Genomic DNA, 20,233 nt, shown 5'->3' with positions numbered 1-20,233 from the left:
GTGGATGTGAAGGTCCTGCTGCTCGGTTCCGGAGGCCGTGAACACGCGCTGGCGTGGAAGCTGGCCCAGAGTCCTCGACTGACCCGGCTCTTGTGCGCGCCGGGCAACCCGGGGACGGCGAGGGTCGCCACCAACGTTCCGGTGCGAGCCGAGGTGCCCGACGAGGTCGTGGCGCTCGCGCGTCGCGAGGCGGTGGACCTCGTCGTCGTGGGGCCGGAGGCGCCGCTCGTGGCGGGCGTGGCGGACGCCCTGGCCGCCGCGGGCATCCCCTGTTTCGGGCCGGTGGCGGGCGCGGCGCTCATCGAGGGGAGCAAGGCGTTCGCCAAGGAGATCATGGCCGAGGCGGGCGTGCCCACCGCGGCCTTCCGCACCTTCACGGACGCGGCCGAGGCGGAGGCCTACGCGGTGGCGCAGGGCCGCATCGTGGTGAAGGCGGACGGGCTGGCCGCGGGCAAGGGCGTCATCGTCGCGCACGACGTGGAGGCCGCGCGCGAGGCGGTGCGCGCGGTGGCGGCGATGGGCCACTCCGGCCAGCGCATGGTGCTGGAGGAGGTGCTCGAGGGCGAGGAGGTCTCCGCGATGGCGCTGTGTGACGGCGAGCGCTACGCGATGCTGCCCCTGTCGCAGGACCACAAGCGGGTCGGGGACGGCGACACGGGGCCGAACACCGGCGGCATGGGTGCCTATGCTCCCGCGCCCTTCCTCGACGCGGCGCAGTTGGCCCAGGTGGGCGAGCAGGTCATCGCCCCCACGCTGGCCGTGCTGCGGCGGCGCGGGCTCGGCTTCCGGGGCGTGCTCTACGCGGGGCTGATGCTGACGCGCAGCGGGCCGAAGGTGCTGGAGTTCAACGCGCGCTTCGGGGACCCGGAGACGCAGGTGTTGATGATGCAGCTCGGTGAGGACCTGCTGCCGCTGGTGGACGCGTGCGCGCGGGGGCAACTGGAGGCGCGGACGCTGGCCGTGGCACCGGGCGCCTCGGTGGGCGTGGTGGTGGCGGCGGAGGGGTATCCCGAGGCGCCGCGCAAGGGGCAGCGCATCGACGGGCTGGACGCGGTGCCGGCGGACGCCACGGTGTTCCTGGCCGGCGTGGAGCAGCGCGCGGACGCGCTGGTGACGAGCGGCGGCCGGGTGCTCACGGTGTGCGCGCGGGGCGAGGACCTGGCGCGGGCGCGCGAGCGGGCCTACGCGGCGGTGGCGGCGGTGCGCTTCGACGGCATGCACTTCCGCCGTGACATCGGCGCGAAGGGACTGAAGGCCGCGTCGTGACGCGCATCTCACGCTACCTGCTCCGGGAGCTGCTGGTGCCGCTCGGTGTCTGGGTGGCGTTCATGTTCCTGCTGCTGTTCGTGATGCAGTTCCTGCGCGGCACGGACGTGCTCCTGGGGTCGTCCGTCACGGTGATGGACCTGGGGCGGTTGGTGGCCTACCTGACGCCGCACTTCCTCATGACGGCGCTGCCCGTCGCGTTCCTGCTGGCCATCCTGCTGGGCCTGGGACGGATGGGCGAGGACCGGGAGCTGACGGCGCTCCAGGCGCTGGGCATTGGGCCCATGCGGCTGCTGGCGGCGCCGCTCGGGGTCGCGCTGGCGATCAGCCTGTTCATGCTGTTGCTGACGTCCACCGCCCAGCCCTGGGGGCTGACGGGGGTGAAGCTGCTGGTGAGCGAGGTCATCCGCAAGAACGTGGTGGGCGACGTGAAGCCCGGCGTCTTCTACGAGGACCTCAGCAAGCTGACGCTCTACACGGAGCAGGTGTCGACGGCCGACGGCAAGTGGACGAACGTGCTCCTGCAGGACGAGCGCGAGCCCAGCTCGCCCATGCTCGTCCTGGCGCACCGCGGGCAGGTCGGCACGTCCAACAGTGGGGAGGTGCTGCGCTTCGCGCTGGAGAACGGCGAGGTCCACCGCTCGGGCCGCGAGTCCAAGGACTACAACGTCATCCACTTCGACGGCGCGGAGATCAGCGTGGGCGTGGGGGCCTCGATGAGCAAGCGGGGGCGCTTCACGTCCTCGAAGGAGGAGCTGACGCCCGGTGAGCTGCTGGAGGCCGCGCGCGAGGCCGAGGCGAAGGGCGAGAGCTCGCGCACCATCCTCATGGCGCTGCACAGCCGGCTCGGTGGCTCGCTGGCCCCCATCGCCTTCGCCTTGCTGGGGACGCCGCTCGCCATCGGCCGGCGTCAGGCGGGGCGGGCGTGGGGCTACCTGCTGACGCTGGGAGGCTACGTCTTCTACTACCTGCTGAGCCGCGCCTTCGAGCAGCTCGGCCAGCAGGGCAAGCTGCCGGTGGTGGTGGCGGGACAGCTCGCGAACGTCGTCTTCATGCTGGTGGGCGCGGTGGCCCTCTATCGGGTGAGCCGCTCGGGGACGGTCCGGTGAGGCTGACACTCTTCGGCTACGTGTTGCGCAACTACCTGGGCTTCATACTGGGCATCCTCGGCGGCCTGGTGCTCGTCTTCGTGGTGGTGGACTTCGTGGACCGCGCGAAGACGTACACGGGCGAGGGCTGGGCGCTGGATGCGGCCAAGCTGTATGGCTACAAGGCCCTCATGGCGGTGCAGCAACTGGGGCCGGCGGCGCTGCTGCTGGCGGCCGGGACGACGGTGTCCGCGCTGCGCAAGAAGGGCGAGGTGACGGCCATCCGGGCGCTGACCTTCGGGCCGTCCGCGCTCTACGCGCCGGTGCTGGCTTGTGGGTTGGTGGCCTGCACGGGCCTGGTGGCCTTCGATGAATACGTCGCCACCCACGCCGGGCGGCGCGTCGACGAAATCACCACGCAGCGCTTCAACCGCTGGGGGGACTACAACTTCTACTACTCCCCGAAGCAGCGGTTCCGCCGCGGGGACAGCATCTTCTTCCTCCGCTCCGGGAGCGCCCAGGACGGCTTCCAGGACGTCTCCATCTTCACGCTGTCGCGCGAGTTCAAGCTGGTGAAGCGGCTGGACGCCGCCGGGATGACGTCGCTGGGGGGCACCCGCTGGCGGCTCGAGGGCGTGGTGGAGCGCTCCTTCTCCGGGGAGGAGCACACCACGGTGCGCAACCTGGAGAGCGCCGAGTACGACCTGGGCATCGAGGCCTCCGCCTTCCGCATCCGTCCGGGGCGTCCGGAGCAGATGCGCGTGCCGGTGTTGCGCGAGCAGATCGTCGCGCGCCGGGACGTGGGGCTGGAGACGAAGCAGTACGAACTCGCGCTGCACAACCGCTTCGCGTATCCACTCGCGGCCCTGCCCGCGGCGCTGCTCGGGGTGGGGTTGGCGTTGCGCGCGAACCGGCGCGGCCACCTGACGGCCGCCATCGTCGAAGGGTTGCTCGTGGCGGTGGCCATGTGGGGCTTGATGATGGTGTGCCGGACCCTGGTGCTCACCGAGCGGCTGTCGCCCCTGGTGGCGGCCTGGACCCCCGTGGTCCTGCTCGTGGTGGCGGCGGCGGCGCTTTGGTTGAACCGAGAGGGCTATCTCCACGTTCCTCGCCGATTCCTCGCGGTGAGATAGCGTGTCACCCTCCATGGACCCTTCCTCCCGGCCCTCGCTGGAGCCGCGCCTCCGCCTCGCTGTCGCCGCCGTCCTGGTGATGTGGGCCGTGGGGTTGGTGCTCGCGGAGGTGGTGCTCCAGGTGGCCGCGGCGGCGGCGGTGCTCCTGGCGCTGGTGCTGGCGGCCCGCCGGCAGCTGAGGTTGGCGCCGGATGTCCGCGCCTACGTGTTCGCCAGCATGGCGCTGTGCGCATGGCAACTGGTGTCGCCCGCGCTGGCGCTCGCGACGGGCACCGCCAGTGGGTGGCCCCGCTCGGCGCGTTATGGGCAGGTGCTGGACTCGGTGGCGGGCGCGGCCGTGGCGTCCATCGGCTCGGTGGGCGTGCCGTGGATGGCGCTGGCCGGGACGGTGGCGGCGGGGTGGTTGTTCGCGGCGGCGCTGGGCATGTTCCAGAGCCGGGTGCGCTGGCCCTGGGAGCCACCGGCCTTCCTCAAGCTGAACCTGAGCCGGCTGCACGAGAACTTCGGCACGGAGGCGTCCCCGCGCTACGCGGCGGGCGGTATCTTCTTCCACCGCCTGCGTTTCGCGCACGGCGCCATCGCCGCGCTCGGTCCGGCGCTGGCCATCCTCGGTGGCTCCGAGGTCGCGCGGCGCCGCCTGCTGGCGGGCGCGGTGGTGCTGGGCATGTTGATGTCCATCTACAACGCCTACGCGAGGGCCGCCCTGGGCGCGGCGCTGCTCGTGAGCGTGGTGGCGCTGCTGCTGCTCGTCCACGGCACGCTGCGCAAGGTGGGCCTGGTCCTCATCGCGCTGCTGGTGGTGGTCGTCCTCTCCTCGTCCGCGTGGCGCGCCCGGATGGGGAAGGCGCTGGGCAACATCTACGGCGGCGAGCGAGAGCTGGCCATGTCCGTGGGCTGGAGCCTGGTGCGCGAGCACCCATGGGTGGGCGTGGGCTTCGGCAACCACAAGAGCGCCGCGCTGGCGAACCAGGCGCAGTCCGGCATCACCGAGCTGCTGGCCACCGACTCGCACAACCTGTGGCTCACCACATGGGCGGAGACGGGCCTGGTGGGGCTGGTGCTGCTGCTCGCGGTGCACGTGCTGTTGGGGTGGGCGCTCGTGCGGCGCCACCGGGCGGGCTCGCTCGCGGCGACGGGGGCCCTCCTGTCCTTCGTGGGCTTCCACATCCTCGCGCTGGTGCACTACCTGCCGTTCCACACGAGCGTCCACCTGTCGTTCGCGCTCATGTGGGGGCTGGGGCTGTGCGACGGCAGCGAGGTGCTGAGGGACAGGCCCGCGGGCCGCCCCGGCTGACGGGCCTCAGCGCGCGAGGTCCGCGCGGGACTCCAGCACGCGCCGGTACACGGCCACCGTCTTCCGGGCGCACTCGTCCCAGGTGAAGCGCGCGGCGCGCTCGCGGCCCAGCTCCGCCAGCTCGACGCGCAGGCCGTCGTCGCGCAGCACGCGCAGCGTGGCGTCGCACCAGGCCTGGGCGTCGTTGGGCGGGAGCTTCACCGCCGCGTTGCCCACCACCTCCGGCAGCGCGGTGGCGTCCGCCACCAGGACGGGGCAGCCCGTCGCCATCGCCTCCAGGGCGGGCAGGCCGAAGCCCTCGTAGCGGGAGGGCAGGAGCAGCGCCGCCGCCGAGCCGTAGAACAGCGGCATGTCCGCCTCGGGCAGCTCCTCGAGGTCGAGCACGTTCTCGTGCAACCCCAGCTCGTGCGCCACCGCGCCCTTGCCCGCGAGCAGGACGACGGGCACCGGCAGCTCCCCGGCGAAGCGTCCCAACAGGGCCAGGTTCTTGAACGCCTTCGCGTTGCCCACCGCCGCCACGTAGCGCTCCGGCAGCTCGTGGCGCGCCCGGAAGGCCCGGGCCTCCGCGGGCGTGGGGGGCTGGAAGCGGGCGTCCACGCCATTGGGAATCACCTGCAACCGGTAGGGCGACAGGCCGAGGTGCCGCGCCAGCTCCTCGCGCGAGAACTCGGACACCGTCACCAGCGCGGAGGCCCGCTTCGCGCGCGGCCCCACCACGACGCGGTAGTACAGCGACTGGGCCGGGGTGTACTGGTCCGCGAGCACGACGTGGTTGGCGTCGTGGAGCGTGGCCACGAGCCGGCCACTCCAGAAGAGGGGGAGGGCGAAGGAGGTGGCGTGGAAGACGTCGGGCGCGAGCTGGGTGAGGTCCAGGGCCAGGGCGGGTTGTTCGAACGGCGACAGGAACCCCGCCCGCGCGCGGTGGAGGGGGAGCCGGGGCGCGAGCCCTCCCAGGTCCCCAGGCAGGCCCTGGGGCGGCACCAGGGCGGAGAAGCGCAGGTCCGGCGCGAGCGCCGGCGCGCGCCGGGCCAGCTCCAGCGCGTAGCGGGCGATGCCGTGCAGGCGGCCGCGCACCATGCGCAGGTCGAGGAGGACGTGGGCCACGCTCCCCGCCTACCACACGCGCGAGCGTCGTGGGCAGCAGGTGGACGGGCGCCTGTTCACGGTTGTCTGCACAGGTCGGCCTTGGATGCTAGAAGCCGCCAGCGTGAAGGTTGCCCTGGTCCACGATTGGCTCGTCACCCACCGCGGCGGTGAGCGCGTCCTCGACGCGCTCTGCGAAGCCCTGCCCGACGCGGACATCTACACCCTCATCCACAAGCCCGGCAGCCAGTCGCCCGCCATCGAATCCCGGCGCATCTTCACCTCGTTCCTCCAACACGTCCCCGGCATCCACGCTCGCTACCGGCACTTCCTCCCCGCGATGCCGCGCGCCATCGAGTCGCTGCGCCTCCAGGGGGACTACGACCTGGTCCTCTCCTCCAGCCACTGCGTCGCGAAGGGGCTGCGCGCGCCGCCCGGCACGCCGCACCTGAGCTACGTGCACGCGCCCATGCGGTACATGTGGGACCTGTTCGACGACTACTTCGGACCGGGGCGCGCGCGGCTGCCGGTGCGCGCCGCCGCCCACGCGGTGCGACCGTGGCTCCAGCGGTGGGATCGCGCGTCGGCGCAACGGGTGGACCGCTTCGTCGTCAACAGCCACCACGTCGCCGCCAAGGTGGCGCGCTTCTGGGGCCGGGAGGCCGCGGTCGTCCACCCGCCGGTGGACCTGGAGCGCTTCGCCCGCGTGCCGCTGGAGGGCGGCGGTCGCGGCGGCTATTTCCTGTGGCTCGGCGCGTTCGCGCCCTACAAGCGGCTCGACATCGCGCTCGAGGCGTTCCGCGAGCTGGGCGCGCCCCTGTGGGTCGTGGGCACGGGCCAGGAGGCCGCGAAGCTCACGTCCGGCGCGCCCCCGCCGAACATCCGCTTCCTCGGCAACGTCCCGGACGACGCACTGCCGTCCCTCTACCGCGACGCTCGCGCCCTGATCTTCACGCCCGAGGAGGACTTCGGCATCACCCCGCTCGAGTCCCAGGCCACCGGCCGCCCCGTCATCGCCTACGGCCGCGGCGGCGCGCTGGAGACGGTGACCGCTGAGAGCGGAGTCTTCTTTCCAGAGCAGACGGCAAAGTCGCTCATGGAGGCGGTGCGGCGCTTCGAGACCTGGGAGGCCGGCTTCCAACCGAGGGCGGCGCGCGCGCAGGCGGAGCGCTTCTCGAGGGGCCACTTCCAGCGCGCGATGCTCGCGGAGGTGGAGGGCCTCCTCAGGGTGTCGAGGAAATCCCCAGCGTCCACGGCGCGGGTGTGACGCCGCTGTCATCCCCGTCTCCGTGATTCGTCGTCAGCGAGTGTCCACCCCTCGTCACTCGTTCGTGGATGAACCGGTAACTCTTCGGTTTCACAGAGTTTTCTGTGTTACGACGCCCGCGCGTCGAAGGGAGTCGGGCAAGAGGCGTGCTCGCGAAGGCGGGGTGCGAGTCTTGCAGTGGGGTGGCGCCCCGTTGACCAAGTCACAGGAGTCCAGGCGTGTTCAGTCGTCTCCAGCGCTTCTACACGTCCATCAAGGTTGTGGCGGACATGGTCATGCTCGCGATGGCCTTCGGGCTCGCGTACGTGACGCGTTTCTCCGGCATCGTGCCGGTGACGGAGGGCGTGCCCCCCTGGGAGGACACGCTCGTCTCGCTGCTGATGGTGCTGGTCATCTTCCCGGTGACGTTCAAGCAGGGGCGCTTGTACGAGACGAACCGGTCGCGCACGAACACCGGCGAGGTGTTCGAGGTCTTCAAGTCCACCATCACCGCCACGCTCATCCTGGTCGCGCTGACGTACTTCGTGCGTGAGCGCTACTCGCGCCTGACGCTGGGCATCTTCATCGTCTACTCGTTCGTGCTGGTGACGTGCAGCCGGCTGGCGTTCCGCTACGTGCTCAGCGAGGTGCGCCGCCGGGGGCACAACCTCAAGTCCATCCTGGTCATCGGGGCGGGGGAGCTGGGGCAGCGGGTCATCGAGACGGTGGAGGGACACCTCGAGCTGGGCTTCCGCGTGACGGGCGTCCTGTCGCTGCGGCGGGAGAAGGTCGGACAACATGTCCATGGCGTGCGCGTGGTGGGGCACGTGGACGACGTGGCCCGGGTGCTCGACGCGCAGCCGGTGGATCAGGTCATCCTCGCGCTGCCGCTGGAGGACCAGGCCCACGTCAAGCCGCTGATGGAGCAGTTGGCGCTGCGCACGGTGGACGTGAGGGTGGTGCCGGACCTGTACCAGTACATCACCCTGTACGGCGGGCTGGAGGAGTTCGGCGGCCTGCCCATCATCCGCCTCCAGGGCGACCCGATGGAGGGCTGGAGCCGCGTGGCCAAGCGGGCCTTCGACATCCTCTTCTCGCTCCTGGCCATCCTCGTCACGGCGCCGCTGATGGTGGCCACCTCCGTGGCGGTGCGGCTCACCAGCCGCGGGCCGCTGCTCTATCGCCAGGAGCGGATGGGGATGGATGGCAGCACCTTCCACATCCTCAAGTTCCGCACCATGCGCGTGGACGCGGAGCTGGACGGCGCGATGATGGCGCGGCGGGACGACCCCCGGCGCACGAGCATCGGCACGTTCCTGCGCAAGTACTCGCTGGACGAGCTGCCGCAGTTCTTCAACGTGCTGCGCGGGGACATGAGCCTGGTGGGCCCGCGCCCGGAGCGCCCGGTGTTCATCGAGGAGTTCAAGCGCCAGATTCCGCGCTACCACCTGCGGCACAAGGTGAAGGCGGGCATCACCGGCTGGGCGCAGATCAACGGCCTGCGCGGCCAGACGTGCATCGAGAAGCGCATCGAGTACGACCTGTACTACATCGAGAACTGGTCGCTGCTCATGGACCTGAAGATCCTCGTGCGCACCGCGCTGGGCGGCTTCCTGTCGAAGAACGCGTACTGAGGGCCCGGCGGTCTGGCGCGCCGGGCCGGGGACGCCGACCCGCGCGCTACTGGATGGTCCACGCCGCGTTGCCGGAGCACGCGGTGTTGCCGTAGCAGCCGATGCGCACCTGGACACTGCCGGAGGCCGGCGCGGAGTAGGTGATGCTGGAGCCTCGGCCGCTGCACGCGTCGTCGTTGAAGGCCACCTCGAGGCCCCCGCTGAAGAGCCGCACGTAGGTGTCGCCGGTGAAGCTCGCGCCGTCCACGCCGCACGTGCCCACGGTCAGCACCTGACCCGCGGAGAGCGTGAGCTCCCGGTTCGCCGTCGCCTGCTGGGCGAAGTTGGTGTTGACGACGCTGAAGGCGAACGTGCCGTGGGCGGGCGTCGGCGGCTGTTGGCCTCCGGTGAGCTGCCAGACGACGGTGCCGCCGCAGGTCGCGTTGGAGTAGCAGCCGGCACGGACCTCGTACTCGCCCGTGGAGGGCGCGGTGAACACGAGGCTGGAGCCCCGTCCACCACACGCGTCGTCGTTGCTCGCGACCGGGACACCCGCGGGGTTGACGAGGCGCAGGAAGGTGTCGCCCGTCACCTTCGCGCCGGTGAGGCCGCAGGTGCCCACGGCGAGCGACTGGCCCGCGCCGAGCACGAGCTTCTTGTTGGTGGTGTTCTGCTGGGCGCTGTTGGTGTTGGTGGCGTTGAAGACGAAGGCGTTGGGCGCCGGGTTGGGGGGCGGCTCGCCGCTGCCCGTGGGGTTGGGGCATCCGGCGGCGGGCAGGGCGCACGGGGGCAGGTTCGCGCCTAGGTGGCTGATGACGGATTGGATGGGGACGCCCCGGTTGGGGCAGTCCGCGCAGTGGTGGAGCGCCACCACCAGGTGGTCCGCGTAGGCGATGACGGGGGCTCCCGACGAGCCGCCCTGCGTGTCGGCGAAGTAGCCCACGTCGTTGGGGCCGCCGCTCTGGCAGGAGGGCTCGTTGAGGCTGAAGACCTCCGCGTAGCCGGAGGCATCCGCGCTGGCGGTGGAGCGCACGGCGATCTTCTTCCCGTAGCCGGCGGGGTGCTGCGGCACGTAGATGCGCTCGTCCACCACGGCGCCCGAGGCCCGAAGCTGGAGGTAGCCGAAGCTGGCGGTGGGGTTCACCGGGAGCTTCACGAGCGCGTAGTCCCGCGGCGCGTCGACCTGGACCAGCGTGGCGCCGGAGATGACGTGGCCGGGACAGCCCATCCAACTGGCGCAGCTCGCGGCACAGCCGGAGCCCTCGGCCATGAACTCGAAGTCGGTGTTGGCCGCGTCCTGGGCGGAGGCGATGCAGTGCTGGTTGGTGAGGACATGGCCCTGGCTGCCCACCAGCCAGCCGGTGCATGCGGTGGTGCCGTTGATGAGCAGGCGGGCCACCGAGCGGGCCCGCGCGTACAGGGCGGGCTGGGTGGCGCCGACGCACGGGGCCCAGTCGGTGTCGTCCGCCCCGCAGACCGCCTCGTTGGAGCCGACGGCCTGCGGCAGCTCCGCGTTGGAGTCGCCGCGCGCGAAGCGGTCGATGCTGTAGCCGTGCCGCCCGAGGTGGGCGGGGCTCGCGGACCGGTGCAGCTCGACGACGGCGGTGTCCCCGGGGATGTGCATGGCCCAGAACCCGTCACTGGCGCCCGGCGGGCTGGCGTCGTAGCGCCGCGAGCGGGTGCCATCCGGGGAGCGCACCACGACGAAGTCCCCGTCCTCCAGCTCCAGCCGCTCGAAGTGCGCGGCGATGTAGGACGCGCCCGGGTGGTGGAGGGTGTCCGTGTGGACCAGCCCCCCCTCCAGCGCCAGGGCGTGGGCATAGGGGGGGGCGGTCTCGAAGCGCTGGGGGACGTCCTCGCCCACCCGTCTGGCCCGCTGGGAGGCGGGGGATGGGGGAGCGTGGCAGACGGGCACGGCGGCCCTCGCGGCCGGTGCGCCGAGCGACAGCGCGACCATGAGACTCACGAGCTGGGAGGGGGACATCGATTCTCCTCGGAGGGGGACTGCGCAGCACTTGCTGCGCTCGTGTTTATAGGTCTCCGTCTCCGAGTCGCCCGGGGCGCTCCTGATGACTGAGTTACATCAAGCGGGGGATGTGTGCCCCGGTCTGCGTTCGGTCGGAGGAAAGGTTCGCGAGTCGCCGCGCAACGGGGCTCCGGGGGAGGGGGCAGGCGTCGCCGGATTTCACACCGAGCGCGGTTGGCCCTGCCCACCGGGGTGCGAGTCGAGAGCACCCCGGACGAAAAGAGGGGCTCGCGTCCGAGGCCGGTCCCGTCGACCGTGAAGCCGTCTACAATCGCGCCGGCATGGCCGAAAAGCTCGGAGCGATCCTGGTCCGCAAGGGCCTCATCACGCAGGCGCAGCTCGACGAAGCCCTCAAGGCTCAGCTCATCTACGGCGGGCGGCTGGGCTCCATCCTCGTCGAACTGGACATCCTCGACATCGACACCCTCGCCATGGTGCTGGGGGAGCAGACGCGCTTCCCGGTCGCCCAGGACGCGGACTTCGATGCGGTCACGGACGCGACGCTGACGTTGCTGCCGGCGGCCCTCGCGGAGAAGCACCTGGCCTTTCCGCTGGCCCAGGAGGGGCGGCGGCTGAAGGTGGCCATGGCGAGCCCCTTCGAAATCCAGCACACGGATGCGCTCGGGTTCATCACCGGCCTGCGGATCATCCCGCACATCACTCCCGAGCTCCGGCTGTTCCGCAACCAGGCCAAGCGCTACGGCATCCACCGCGACTCGCGCCTCGGGCAGATGGTCGCGGCGAAGCGCGCGCAGATGAAGAGCCTGGGGCCGGCGCAGGCCGCGCCCGCGGCGAGCGGTCGCTTCATGGACCCGGGGCTCGCGCCGCCTCCTGCGCCGGTTCGCCCCCAGCCTGGGGCGGAAGGGATGTTCGGCGGGTTGGCGCCGGGGCAGTTCCTGAGCGACGACGCGGAAGAGGCACCCGCCGAGGAGGCGCCGTGGTCGCCGGCCGCGCCTCCGGTCGTGGCGGAGTCTTCGGGGCCCCCGGTCCTCGCGCCTGCGAGCCCGCAGCGTCCCCTCGGGCCGCCGCAGCAGGTGGGGCGTGGCGCAGGCGTGGGGCGGCCCGACGCGCCGCCCAAACTCGCGGCGATGGCGCCTCCTCGCCTGGCGCCCGCCGCGATGGTTCCGCCTCCCCTGGAGGAGGTGGCTGAGGAGATCGAGCCCGAGGAGGAGATCGAAGCCACGGAGGAGATCGAGCCCACCGAGGAACTCGAGGTCATGGACGCCGAGGAGGTGGTGGAGGGCGTGGAGGAGGTTCCCGTGCCGGTGCCTCCGTTGCGCGCCGCTCCGAGCATGCCACCGCCGGAGCGTGTCGATGGCTCGGGGCCATCGCCCTCGCAGCCCCCTGGATTGGTGTCACGTCAACCGCAAGGGCAGTGGTCGCCGCATGCGCCTGCTCCGGCGGGACGGGGACCCGGAACGCCGCCCATGGGGGCTCCGAGGCCGCCAGGGACGGGCGAGGGCGTGCTGCCCCCGTCGGGAGCGATTCCTCCAGGCATGACGGGCGTGGGAGGGCGTCCCCCTGCGGGCTCCGGGGCTCCTGCTCCAGGCCTCGTGGCGAAGATGGGCGGGACGCCGCCTCAGGGCCCGGTGCCGCCGGGAATGGTGAGTGCCGCCGCTCCTCAGCCGCCGGGAATGGTGGGTGCCGCCGCTCCTCAACCGCCCGTGGTGGGGACTCCGTCGGGGGCACAGCCGCTGCCCGTGCCGCCTGCCGCGGCCATGCCTCCGAGCGGCATGCGTCCGTCGGGGCCGGGAATCGCGCCTGCTCCGGGTGGACTGCCGCCAGCGATGGGTGGGGCTCCAGCGCCCGTGGTGGCAGCGCAGCCGGCTGGTATCGGTTCCTCCGCAGGTGGGCCTCCAGGCGTAGTGGCGAGACCTCCTCCCATGACGCCGGTGCCTGCGGTGGGGCAGGGGCCGCGTGGCGCACCGATGCCGGTTGCTCCGGGGGCTCATCCGTCGATGTCGACGCCACCAGGGCTGCACGCCGCGAGCGGTGCTCCGCCTCAGGGGGCCTCGGGTGTGGCGCCTGTGGGGCCTTCTTCCGCACCGGTGCCCATGGGGATGCAGGGGGCGGGTGGTCTGGGGCTGAACGCTGGGAACGGCGCTCCGACACAGGTGTCATCGAGTGGCGTGCCAGGGCTGAATCCTCCCGCTCCGGGGAGTCAGGGGGCAGGCGGTGTTCCGCCACCGGGTGCTCCGGGGCTGCACGCCGCGAGCGTTGCTCCGTCACAGGCGTCATCGAGTGGCGTGCCAGGGATGAGCCCTCCCGCTCCGGTGCCCTCTGGGATTCACGGAGCAGGTGTTCCTCCTTTGGGGGCTCCGAGCGTGGAGGCGGCGCCTCCTGGCGCGGTGTCTCCGAATTCCGGTGGTCGAGCTGGCCCGGGTGGACCGATGGCGCCAGCGCCTTCCGGTGCACCGCAAGCGGGGATGTCTCCCGCCATGGTCACAGGGGGACCTGTCGCTCCGGGACACCCTGGTGTTGCCGCGCCTGGGCAGGGACCCGGGATGGTTCCTCCAGGGGGAATCGCGGGTGTCGGGCCGGCGGGAGCAATGTCTCCGGGCGGGCCGCCGCGCGCGGGGCCAGGGCCGCAGGGCCGTGTGCCTCCCGGAATGATGCCTCCGGGGGCACGACCTCCCTCCGCTACGGGGATTCCCTCCGTGGGTGGCCCACCCCCTCCAGGCATGCAGGGCGGGAGGCCGCCCTCCGCGACGGGCATTCCCGCCGTGCCCGGCCCTCAGGGGCCGATTCCTCCCGGCATGCACATGGCCCCAGGCATGGGGCGACCCCCGCCGGCTCCGGGACCTCACGGCCCGGTGCCACCCGGGATGACTGGCGCGAGGCCTCCTTCGGTCACGGGGCTCCCAGCCGTTCCTGGTCCTCAAGGCGTGATGCCGCCGGGTCCTGTCGTCGGGCGACCGCCACCTCCGATGGGGCCCCCGGGCGCGGTTCCTCGTCCTCCCATGGGAGCACCTCAGCCTCCCGGAATGACGCGTGCGATGCCCCCGGGGGGGCCTGTTGCGCCGCCTCCCGGCCACATGCCGCCCAGAGGGATGCCGCCGGTCCCAGGACCGATGCCAGGTGGCAACACGCCATCAGGAGGGCTGCCCGTTCCTCCGATGCGCGGTGCCCCAGTGGTGCCAGTCCCGGGGAGCCCGAGCGCACCAGTCGTCGAACCGGAGATGGTGCCGGTGTCGCCGTCGCTGGACGTCGACCTTCCGTCGATGCCTGAGCCCGTGGCTCTTTCTCTCGATACGGCGGTCGTCCCTGTCGAAGTGGCTGGAGCGCCTGTTCCACCTCCGACACGAGAGGTGGATTCGCCAGCCGAGGCGATTGAGCCAATCGAGGAGCTCGAGGTCGCGAGCACGGTTCCGGCGTCAATCGACGCGCAGCCCGCGCTCTCCGAACCCCCGGTGGTCGAAGACGCCCCGATCACGGTTGCTCCGATTTCGGAGCACCTGGAGCGGGCCTCCGAGAAGGGCCACGAGGAGGATGTGGCCCCTGCGGTGGAACGCGTCTCCGCGCCCGAGCGGAAGGATGAAACGTCGGAGCCCACCGCGCCGCTCGAGGTCGTGAGCGACGGCGCTGCGCCGCCGGAGGCGGAGCCTGTCGTCGCCGTGGCCGCCATTTCCCCGGTCGCGGGGCAGGAGGAAGAGAAGTTCGGGGATGCCGCCGTGGCGCGTGAAGACGCGGTCCCCGAGCAACCCCGGCTCGCTGTCGAGGAAGGAGCTGCTCCTCAGGTGGAGGCTGGAGACGCTCCGTCGGTTCTCGAGGCGACTCCGATTGGCGCCGCGAGCGAAGTGGCACAGGAAGCGGGAGCGGGGGCTCCTGTCGAGGTGGAGTCCGTTTCGGCCTCCGAGGCCAGCCCCTCGACCGTGGGCGAGACCGTCGCGGCGACCGGTCCGGCGGAGCCTGGATCGCTTCAGTCCAAGCCTCCGTTGTCCGCGGTCAGTGACTCTCCAGCGGTGGAGTCCTCCGCTACGCCTGTCACCGCCGCGGAACACAGCGATGTCGCGGTGGATGCAACCCCCGAGTCCGATGGCATCACAGCCCGGGTGGCGTCGCTCGCCGGGAGTGCCTCCTCCGAGGCTCCTTCGGATGATGGAATCTCCTCGCTCAGTTTCACGGCGGAGGCGGTCGCGCTGCCCACGCCGAAGCCCTCCGGCGAAGTGGGGGACTCCCGCGACAGCGATACCCGTGCGAGCGTGACGGAAGAGGCGTGGTCCATCGCGCGGGCTCCTGGGAGCGAGCAAGTCGAGGCCGCGCCATCCGAGGCCAAGGACGCAGCGGACTCGCGACCGTCTCCCTTGGACGACTCGAGCGAGGCGCTCACGATGGAGGCCGCGGGGACGTTCCTGGCCTCGCATGGTGAATCGGTGGCGAGCCTCGTGGGAAAGGCCGTCACCGACGAGCCCCAGCCCGTGACGGTCGACGCACCCGTGGCGCAGACGGAATCCGCCCAGACCCCGGACACAGCGGTCGATGCGAAGGCTTCCGCCGAGTCCGCGTCCGCGCCACGTGACGAAGCCGCGCCGAACCTGGATGACAGCGGCGCGTCCACGGAACGTCCGCCCGAACTCGCCGGAGCCACGGTCCCCCCCGTGCCTGCGGAGGCTCCGGCGTCTGGGGGCGAGTCCTCGCCACACCTGACGGTCGTCAGCGCGGAGTCGCCGTCGCCGGAGCGCTCCGAGTCCGCTGCTTCCAGCACGGATGCGCCGCTGTCCGTGACCGAGCTGTCGCCCGTGTCTGCTCCAGCGCCGGTGGTCCCCTCTCGGCGTGCGCCCATCGAACTGGATGAGCTGCCCCCGGCGGACGACGCGCCGATGCAACTGGCCTCGACGTGGGAGTTCGTGGGCTGGCAGGGGGCGGACACCAGTGGGCCCATCGGCCACTCGCCGGAGACGACGTGGGCGGATCGCACCGTCGACATCGACGGGCCCCTCGTGCGCGAAGCGCCCGCGGCGCCGACGACGGGCGACATGCCCCTGGCCTCGGCGTGGGACTTCATCCAGCAGCCGTGGCAGCCCCAGGCGGTGGAGACCTCGGAGGTCCTCACGTCGCTGCTGGCCGCGGCCACGGCCGCCACGAGTGCCGAGATGGGCAACCCCGCGGTGACGGTGGAGCACGTCTTGTCCGCGTTGGAGAACGTCGCGACGCAGGGCACGCTCGGCAAGGTGTTGATCGCCTACTGCGCGGGCCGTTTCCAGCGAGCCTTCCTCCTGGGCGAGAGCTTCGGCCTCGTGCGGGTGGGGCACGCCTGGGGACCGGGAAGTGACAGCCCGGCGGTCTCCGCCCTCAAGGTGGACCTCGAGGGGCCGTCGCTGCTCATGTCCTCGCTGGGCAGCCCGGGGCCCAGCCGCTTCGACGCGCCCGCTTGCGCCCAGGACGAGGCCATCTTCTCGTCGCTGGGCGGTCCGTCCTCGCGGCTCGTGGTCGTCCCCATCCGCGCGCGTGGGCGGCCCGTCGCCTTCGTCGTCGCGGACCCGGGCGTGGAGCCGATGGGGGAGACGGCGTTCGATGAGCTCACCCGCGTGGCGGTGAAGGCCGCCGAGACCTACGACCGGCTGCCCGCGTCTCGCGCGGACTGAGGCCGACGAGCAGTCTCAGGGGGCCTCGACGAGGCCTCCGCTACGACGAAGGGCCCCGGAACCATGTGGCTCCGGAGCCCTTGCTCACCGCGTCAGGTCGAGCGGGGACTCAGCTACAGCCGCTGGTGGCGCCGCAGTTGCCGCATTTGTAGCAGGCACCGCTGCGCACCATGATGGCGCCGCACGTGTGGCACGGCGGGGCATCCGCCTGGTTGAGCCACGTCGCGCGGGTGCTGGGCGAGGGCACGTGGACGGTCGTCGTCTGCGCGGGCAGGGCGGGCTTCGTGGCGGCCGGCTCGATCGGCGCCACCATGACGTCCTCCACCATCTCCTCGTTGGGGAGGAACTTCAGCTCCAGCCACCGGAAGATGTAGTCGGTGATCGACTTGGCGATGGGGATGGCCGGGTTGCCGGTGAAGCCGCTGGGCTCGAACCGCGTGTGGCTCAGCTTGTCGACCAGGACCTTGAGCGGCACGCCGTACTGGAGCGCGAGCGACACGCTGGTGGCGAAGCTGTCCATGAGGCCGCTCACCACCGAGCCCTCCTTCGCCATGACGATGAACAGCTCGCCGGGCGTGCCGTCCTCGTACATGCCCACCGTCAGGTAGCCCTCGTGGCCGCCGATGGAGAACTTGTGGGTGATGGAGCGCCGCTCGTCCGGGAGCCGCCGCCGCATGGCGCGGGGCTCCGGCTTCAGGGCCGGCGCCTCGGGCGCCTCGACCTTCGCGGCCCGGGTGTCCTTCACCGCCTCCTTCGACGTGTTCAGCGGCTGCGTGCGCTTGCACCCGTCACGGTAGACGGCGACGGCCTTGAGGCCACGCTTCCACGACTCCATGTAGGCCTTCTCGATGTCCTCCACGGTGGAGTCCGAGGGCATGTTCACCGTCTTGGAGATGGCGCCGGAGAGGAAGGGCTGCACCGCCTCCATCATCTGGATGTGCCCCATCCAGTGGATGCTGCGCGTGCCCCGCGCGGGCTTGAAGGCGCAGTCGAACACGGCCAGGTGCTCGGGCTTGAGGTACGGCGCGCCCTCGATGGTCTCCTGCTTGTCGAGCGCGGCGACGATGTCCTGCGCCTGCGACTGCGAGTAGCCCATCCGCTCCAGGGCGAAGGGGACCGTCTGGTTGACGATCTTCAACATGCCGCCGCCCACCAGCTTCTTGTACTTGATGAGCGCGATGTCCGGCTCGATGCCGGTGGTGTCGCAGTCCATCATGAAGCCGATGGTCCCGGTGGGGGCCAGCACGGTCACCTGGCTGTTGCGGAAGCCGTGCGCCTCTCCGAGCGCCAGCGCCTCGTCCCAGGCCGCCTTCTGCGCCGCGTGCAGCCGCGAGCCCACGCCGTCGGCGGGGACCTGGTAGGCGGCCTTGCGGTGCTTGCGGATGACGCCCAGCATCGGTTCCGTGTTCCGGGCGTAGCCGGCGAACGCGCCTTGCTTCTCCGCGATGCGCGCGCTCACCGCGTACGCCTCGCCGCACATCAGCGAGGTGATGGCCGCCGCGTAGTTGCGGCCCGCGTCGGAGTCGTAGGGCAGGCCCGACGCCATCAGCAGCGCGCCCAGGTTCGCGTAGCCCAGGCCGAGCGGCCGGTAGTCGTGGCTGTTCTTCTCGATGCGGTCGGTGGGGTAGCGCGAGAAGCCGACGATGATCTCCTGCGCCAGCAGCACGACGTCCACCGCGTGCTTGAACGCCGGCACGTCGAAGTCACCGTCGATGCTGCGGAAGTGCATCAGGTTCAGCGACGCCAGGTTGCAGGCCGAGTCGTCGAGGAACATGTACTCCGAGCACGGATTCGACGCGTTGATGCGCGCGGTGCCCGAACACGTGTGCCACGCGTTCACCGTCGTGTCGAACTGCATGCCCGGGTCGCCACACAGGTGCGCCGCCTCGGCGAGCTCCCGGAACAGCGCCCGCGCCTTGAAGGTCTCGACCGGCTGGCCATCCCGCACCGCGCGCGTCTGCCAGGAGTCATCCGCCGCCACGGCGCGCATGAAGTCGTCGGTGGCGCGCACCGAGTTGTTCGAGTTCTGGAAGAAGACGGACGAGTAGGCCTCGCCGTTGAAGGACGGGTCGTACCCGGCCTCGATGAGCGCCCAGGCCTTCTTCTCCTCGTTCGCCTTGCAGCGGATGAACTCGAGGACGTCCGGGTGGTCCGCGTTGAGGATGACCATCTTCGCCGCGCGCCGCGTCTTGCCGCCGCTCTTGATGACGCCCGCGAAGGCGTCGAAGCCCTTCATGAAGGAGACCGGACCGGAGGCGGTCCCTCCGCCCGCCAGCAGCTCCTTGCTGCCTCGGATGGAGGAGAGGTTGCTGCCCGTGCCGCTGCCGTACTTGAAGAGCATGCCCTCCGTGCGCGCCAGCGTGAGGATGGACTCCATGGAGTCGTCCACGCTGTTGATGAAGCACGCGGAGCACTGCGGCTTCTCCTCGACGCCGACGTTGAACCAGACAGGCGAGTTGAACGACGCCTTCTGCCGCAGCAGCAGGTGCGTCAGCTCCGCGTGGAACGCCTCCTTGTCCGCGTCCGTGGCGAAGTAGCCGCCCTCCGTGCCCCAGCGGGTGAGGGTGTCCACCACGCGCGCCACCAGCTTGCGCACGCTCGTCTCGCGCTCGGGCGTCCCCGGCGTGCCCCGGAAGTACTTCGACGCCACCACGTTCGTCGCCAGCATCGACCACGAGCGGGGGACCTCGATGTCCTTCTGCTCGAAGACCGCCTTGCCGTCCTCACCCGTGATGCTCGCGCTGCGGTACTCCCAGGCCAGCTCGTCCGCCGGGTCCACCCCGGGCGTCGTGAAGTACCGCTCCACGCTCAGCCCCGTCGAAGCCCCCTTCACCTTGCGCCCCGCCACACGGCGCTCCTTCCCGTTCACCATGGGCTTCGCGCTCAACTCCTTCTCCATGTCGCCACCCTCCGGGGTTCACTCTGGGTTGGAATGCAAAATTTTGCGAAACGCTAAGCACCCGAGATCCGGAGGATCGCTCGTGGCCCGTTCGACACACGAGAGACATTCCGAATCCTGGGAGCCCAGCGCTCGGTCGAGGGCCTGGAAGCCCGCACTGTTGTCGTGGAAGACGCCCGGCCAGCGACCGGGCGGGGTGGATCCATACGATCACCGTCACGGCTACGCAAGAACGTGATGACCCCACTAATAGTGTTGGGAGTTGTCGTACACACTATCAAATGGGGTGGCGCGCCCAGGCGTCCGGACGAGCGGAAGACGTAGCGGCCTGTAGCACCGTCAGCCGGGATCCGACGATCTAGAACCTGTCCGGCGCCATGGCAATCGGGGCGCTACTTCGACGGGTAACAGGTGGCGAGCCATGTATCGTCACTCCGATGCAAACGAGCGTGATCACTGGGGGACGTTTGCTGAAAGTCTTTGCACGGGAGTTGCGCCTGTCCAGGGGCGGGCGCTACAGGCCTGTTCGGCGGCACGCCTGGCCGTCGGGGTGGACACACGGGGCGTCGCGAGGCCCCCTGGGTCGTCGATTTCAGTCCCCGGCCGCGTTAGGAGGCGGAGCATGCCTCCTCCGTTCCAGCGTCATGTCTTCGTGTGCACCAACCGGCGTCCCGACGGCCACCCCAAGGGGTGCTGCGCCACCAAGGGGGCCGAGGAGGTCCGCGCCGCGTTCAAGGCGGAGCTGGACAAGCGGGGCGTGAAGGGGCGGATGCGGGCGAATGCCGCGGGGTGCCTCGACACCTGCGCCTTCGGCGTCTCCGTGGTCGTCTACCCGGAGGGCACCTGGTACGGCGGAGTGAAGGTGGAGGACGTCCCCGAAATCGTCGAGGAGCACCTGCTGCAGGGCCGCCCGGTGGAGCGGCTGCTGATGCCGTTCTCCCGCAAGGAGAAGGCGGAGGGCTGAGCGCCCCCTGTCGAGGCGCCCGGGCGGGACGGGCCC

The 20,233-nt window shown here is 71.2% G+C and carries 12 protein-coding genes and 1 pseudogene; 9 read left to right on the top strand and 4 right to left on the bottom strand.

The annotated features are described in order from the left end of the window. The 4 genes from purD to LZ198_RS21045 are packed head-to-tail and all read left to right on the top strand — an operon-like array spanning nt 1 to nt 4,781. Entirely contained in the window at nt 1-1,266 is a 1,266-nt protein-coding gene (purD, locus tag LZ198_RS21060) for a phosphoribosylamine--glycine ligase (RefSeq protein WP_253973811.1), read from the top strand. Next, nucleotides 1,263-2,375 (top strand): LptF/LptG family permease, encoded by a 1,113-nt coding sequence (locus tag LZ198_RS21055; protein ID WP_253973810.1) that lies wholly within the window; start codon nt 1,263-1,265, stop codon nt 2,373-2,375. The genes purD and LZ198_RS21055 overlap by 4 nt, the downstream gene beginning before the upstream one ends. Beyond that, nucleotides 2,372-3,487 (top strand): LptF/LptG family permease, encoded by a 1,116-nt coding sequence (locus LZ198_RS21050; RefSeq protein ID WP_253973809.1) that lies wholly within the window; start codon nt 2,372-2,374, stop codon nt 3,485-3,487. The genes LZ198_RS21055 and LZ198_RS21050 overlap by 4 nt, the downstream gene beginning before the upstream one ends. 13 nt (nt 3,488-3,500) lie before the next feature. Next, nucleotides 3,501-4,781 carry an O-antigen ligase family protein gene (locus tag LZ198_RS21045; RefSeq protein ID WP_253973808.1) on the top strand — a complete coding sequence of 427 codons (1,281 nt, stop codon included), beginning with the start codon at nt 3,501-3,503 and terminating at the stop codon, nt 4,779-4,781. A 6-nt stretch (nt 4,782-4,787) separates the two neighbouring features. On the opposite strand, the gene LZ198_RS21040 is transcribed toward LZ198_RS21045, so the two are convergent. Further along, nucleotides 4,788-5,858, bottom strand: coding sequence for a glycosyltransferase family 4 protein (locus LZ198_RS21040; RefSeq protein WP_256559779.1), 1,071 nt, complete (start codon nt 5,856-5,858; stop codon nt 4,788-4,790). A gap of 130 nt (nt 5,859-5,988) precedes the next feature. Here LZ198_RS21040 and LZ198_RS21035 point away from each other — a divergent pair, with 130 nt between their 5' ends. Together LZ198_RS21035 and LZ198_RS21030 are read left to right on the top strand one after the other, a co-directional pair. Continuing rightward, nucleotides 5,989-7,131, top strand: coding sequence for a glycosyltransferase (locus LZ198_RS21035; RefSeq protein WP_253973806.1), 1,143 nt, complete (start codon nt 5,989-5,991; stop codon nt 7,129-7,131). Between the two features lie 218 nt (nt 7,132-7,349). Then, a complete protein-coding gene (locus tag LZ198_RS21030) occupies nt 7,350-8,744 on the top strand; it encodes an undecaprenyl-phosphate glucose phosphotransferase (protein WP_253973805.1) in 1,395 nt (464 codons plus the stop codon). Between the two features lie 46 nt (nt 8,745-8,790). On the opposite strand, the gene LZ198_RS21025 is transcribed toward LZ198_RS21030, so the two are convergent. Continuing rightward, on the bottom strand, nt 8,791-10,707 hold the full coding sequence (locus LZ198_RS21025) for a trypsin-like serine peptidase (RefSeq protein ID WP_253973804.1): 1,917 nt from the start codon (nt 10,705-10,707) through the stop codon (nt 8,791-8,793). Between the two features lie 110 nt (nt 10,708-10,817). On the opposite strand from LZ198_RS21025, the pseudogene LZ198_RS43670 reads away from it, so the two are divergent. Beyond that, nucleotides 10,818-11,390, top strand: a pseudogene (locus LZ198_RS43670) (GspE/PulE/PilB domain-containing protein); the annotation flags it as partial. 3,278 nt (nt 11,391-14,668) lie between these two features. Here LZ198_RS43670 and LZ198_RS21015 read toward each other — a convergent pair. After that, the gene (locus LZ198_RS21015) at nt 14,669-14,974 is read right to left on the bottom strand and encodes a hypothetical protein (protein ID WP_253973833.1); all 306 of its coding nucleotides are present in this window, start codon (nt 14,972-14,974) and stop codon (nt 14,669-14,671) included. Nucleotides 14,975-15,053: 79 nt separating this feature from the next. On the opposite strand from LZ198_RS21015, the gene LZ198_RS21010 reads away from it, so the two are divergent. Next, nucleotides 15,054-16,334 carry a general secretion pathway protein GspE gene (locus LZ198_RS21010; RefSeq protein ID WP_253973832.1) on the top strand — a complete coding sequence of 427 codons (1,281 nt, stop codon included), beginning with the start codon at nt 15,054-15,056 and terminating at the stop codon, nt 16,332-16,334. Nucleotides 16,335-16,443: 109 nt separating this feature from the next. Here LZ198_RS21010 and LZ198_RS21005 read toward each other — a convergent pair whose 3' ends face one another. Then, nucleotides 16,444-19,233 (bottom strand): vitamin B12-dependent ribonucleotide reductase, encoded by a 2,790-nt coding sequence (locus LZ198_RS21005; RefSeq protein ID WP_253973803.1) that lies wholly within the window; start codon nt 19,231-19,233, stop codon nt 16,444-16,446. 622 nt (nt 19,234-19,855) lie between these two features. Between LZ198_RS21005 and LZ198_RS21000 the strand changes: the two genes are divergently transcribed. After that, nucleotides 19,856-20,197 carry a (2Fe-2S) ferredoxin domain-containing protein gene (locus LZ198_RS21000; RefSeq protein WP_253973802.1) on the top strand — a complete coding sequence of 114 codons (342 nt, stop codon included), beginning with the start codon at nt 19,856-19,858 and terminating at the stop codon, nt 20,195-20,197. Nucleotides 20,198-20,233 lie beyond the last annotated feature (36 nt).

The sequence above is a fragment of the Myxococcus dinghuensis genome (assembly GCF_024198235.1).
GTDB lineage: Bacteria > Myxococcota > Myxococcia > Myxococcales > Myxococcaceae > Myxococcus > Myxococcus dinghuensis.
This window is presented reverse-complemented; position numbering and strand designations above follow the sequence as displayed.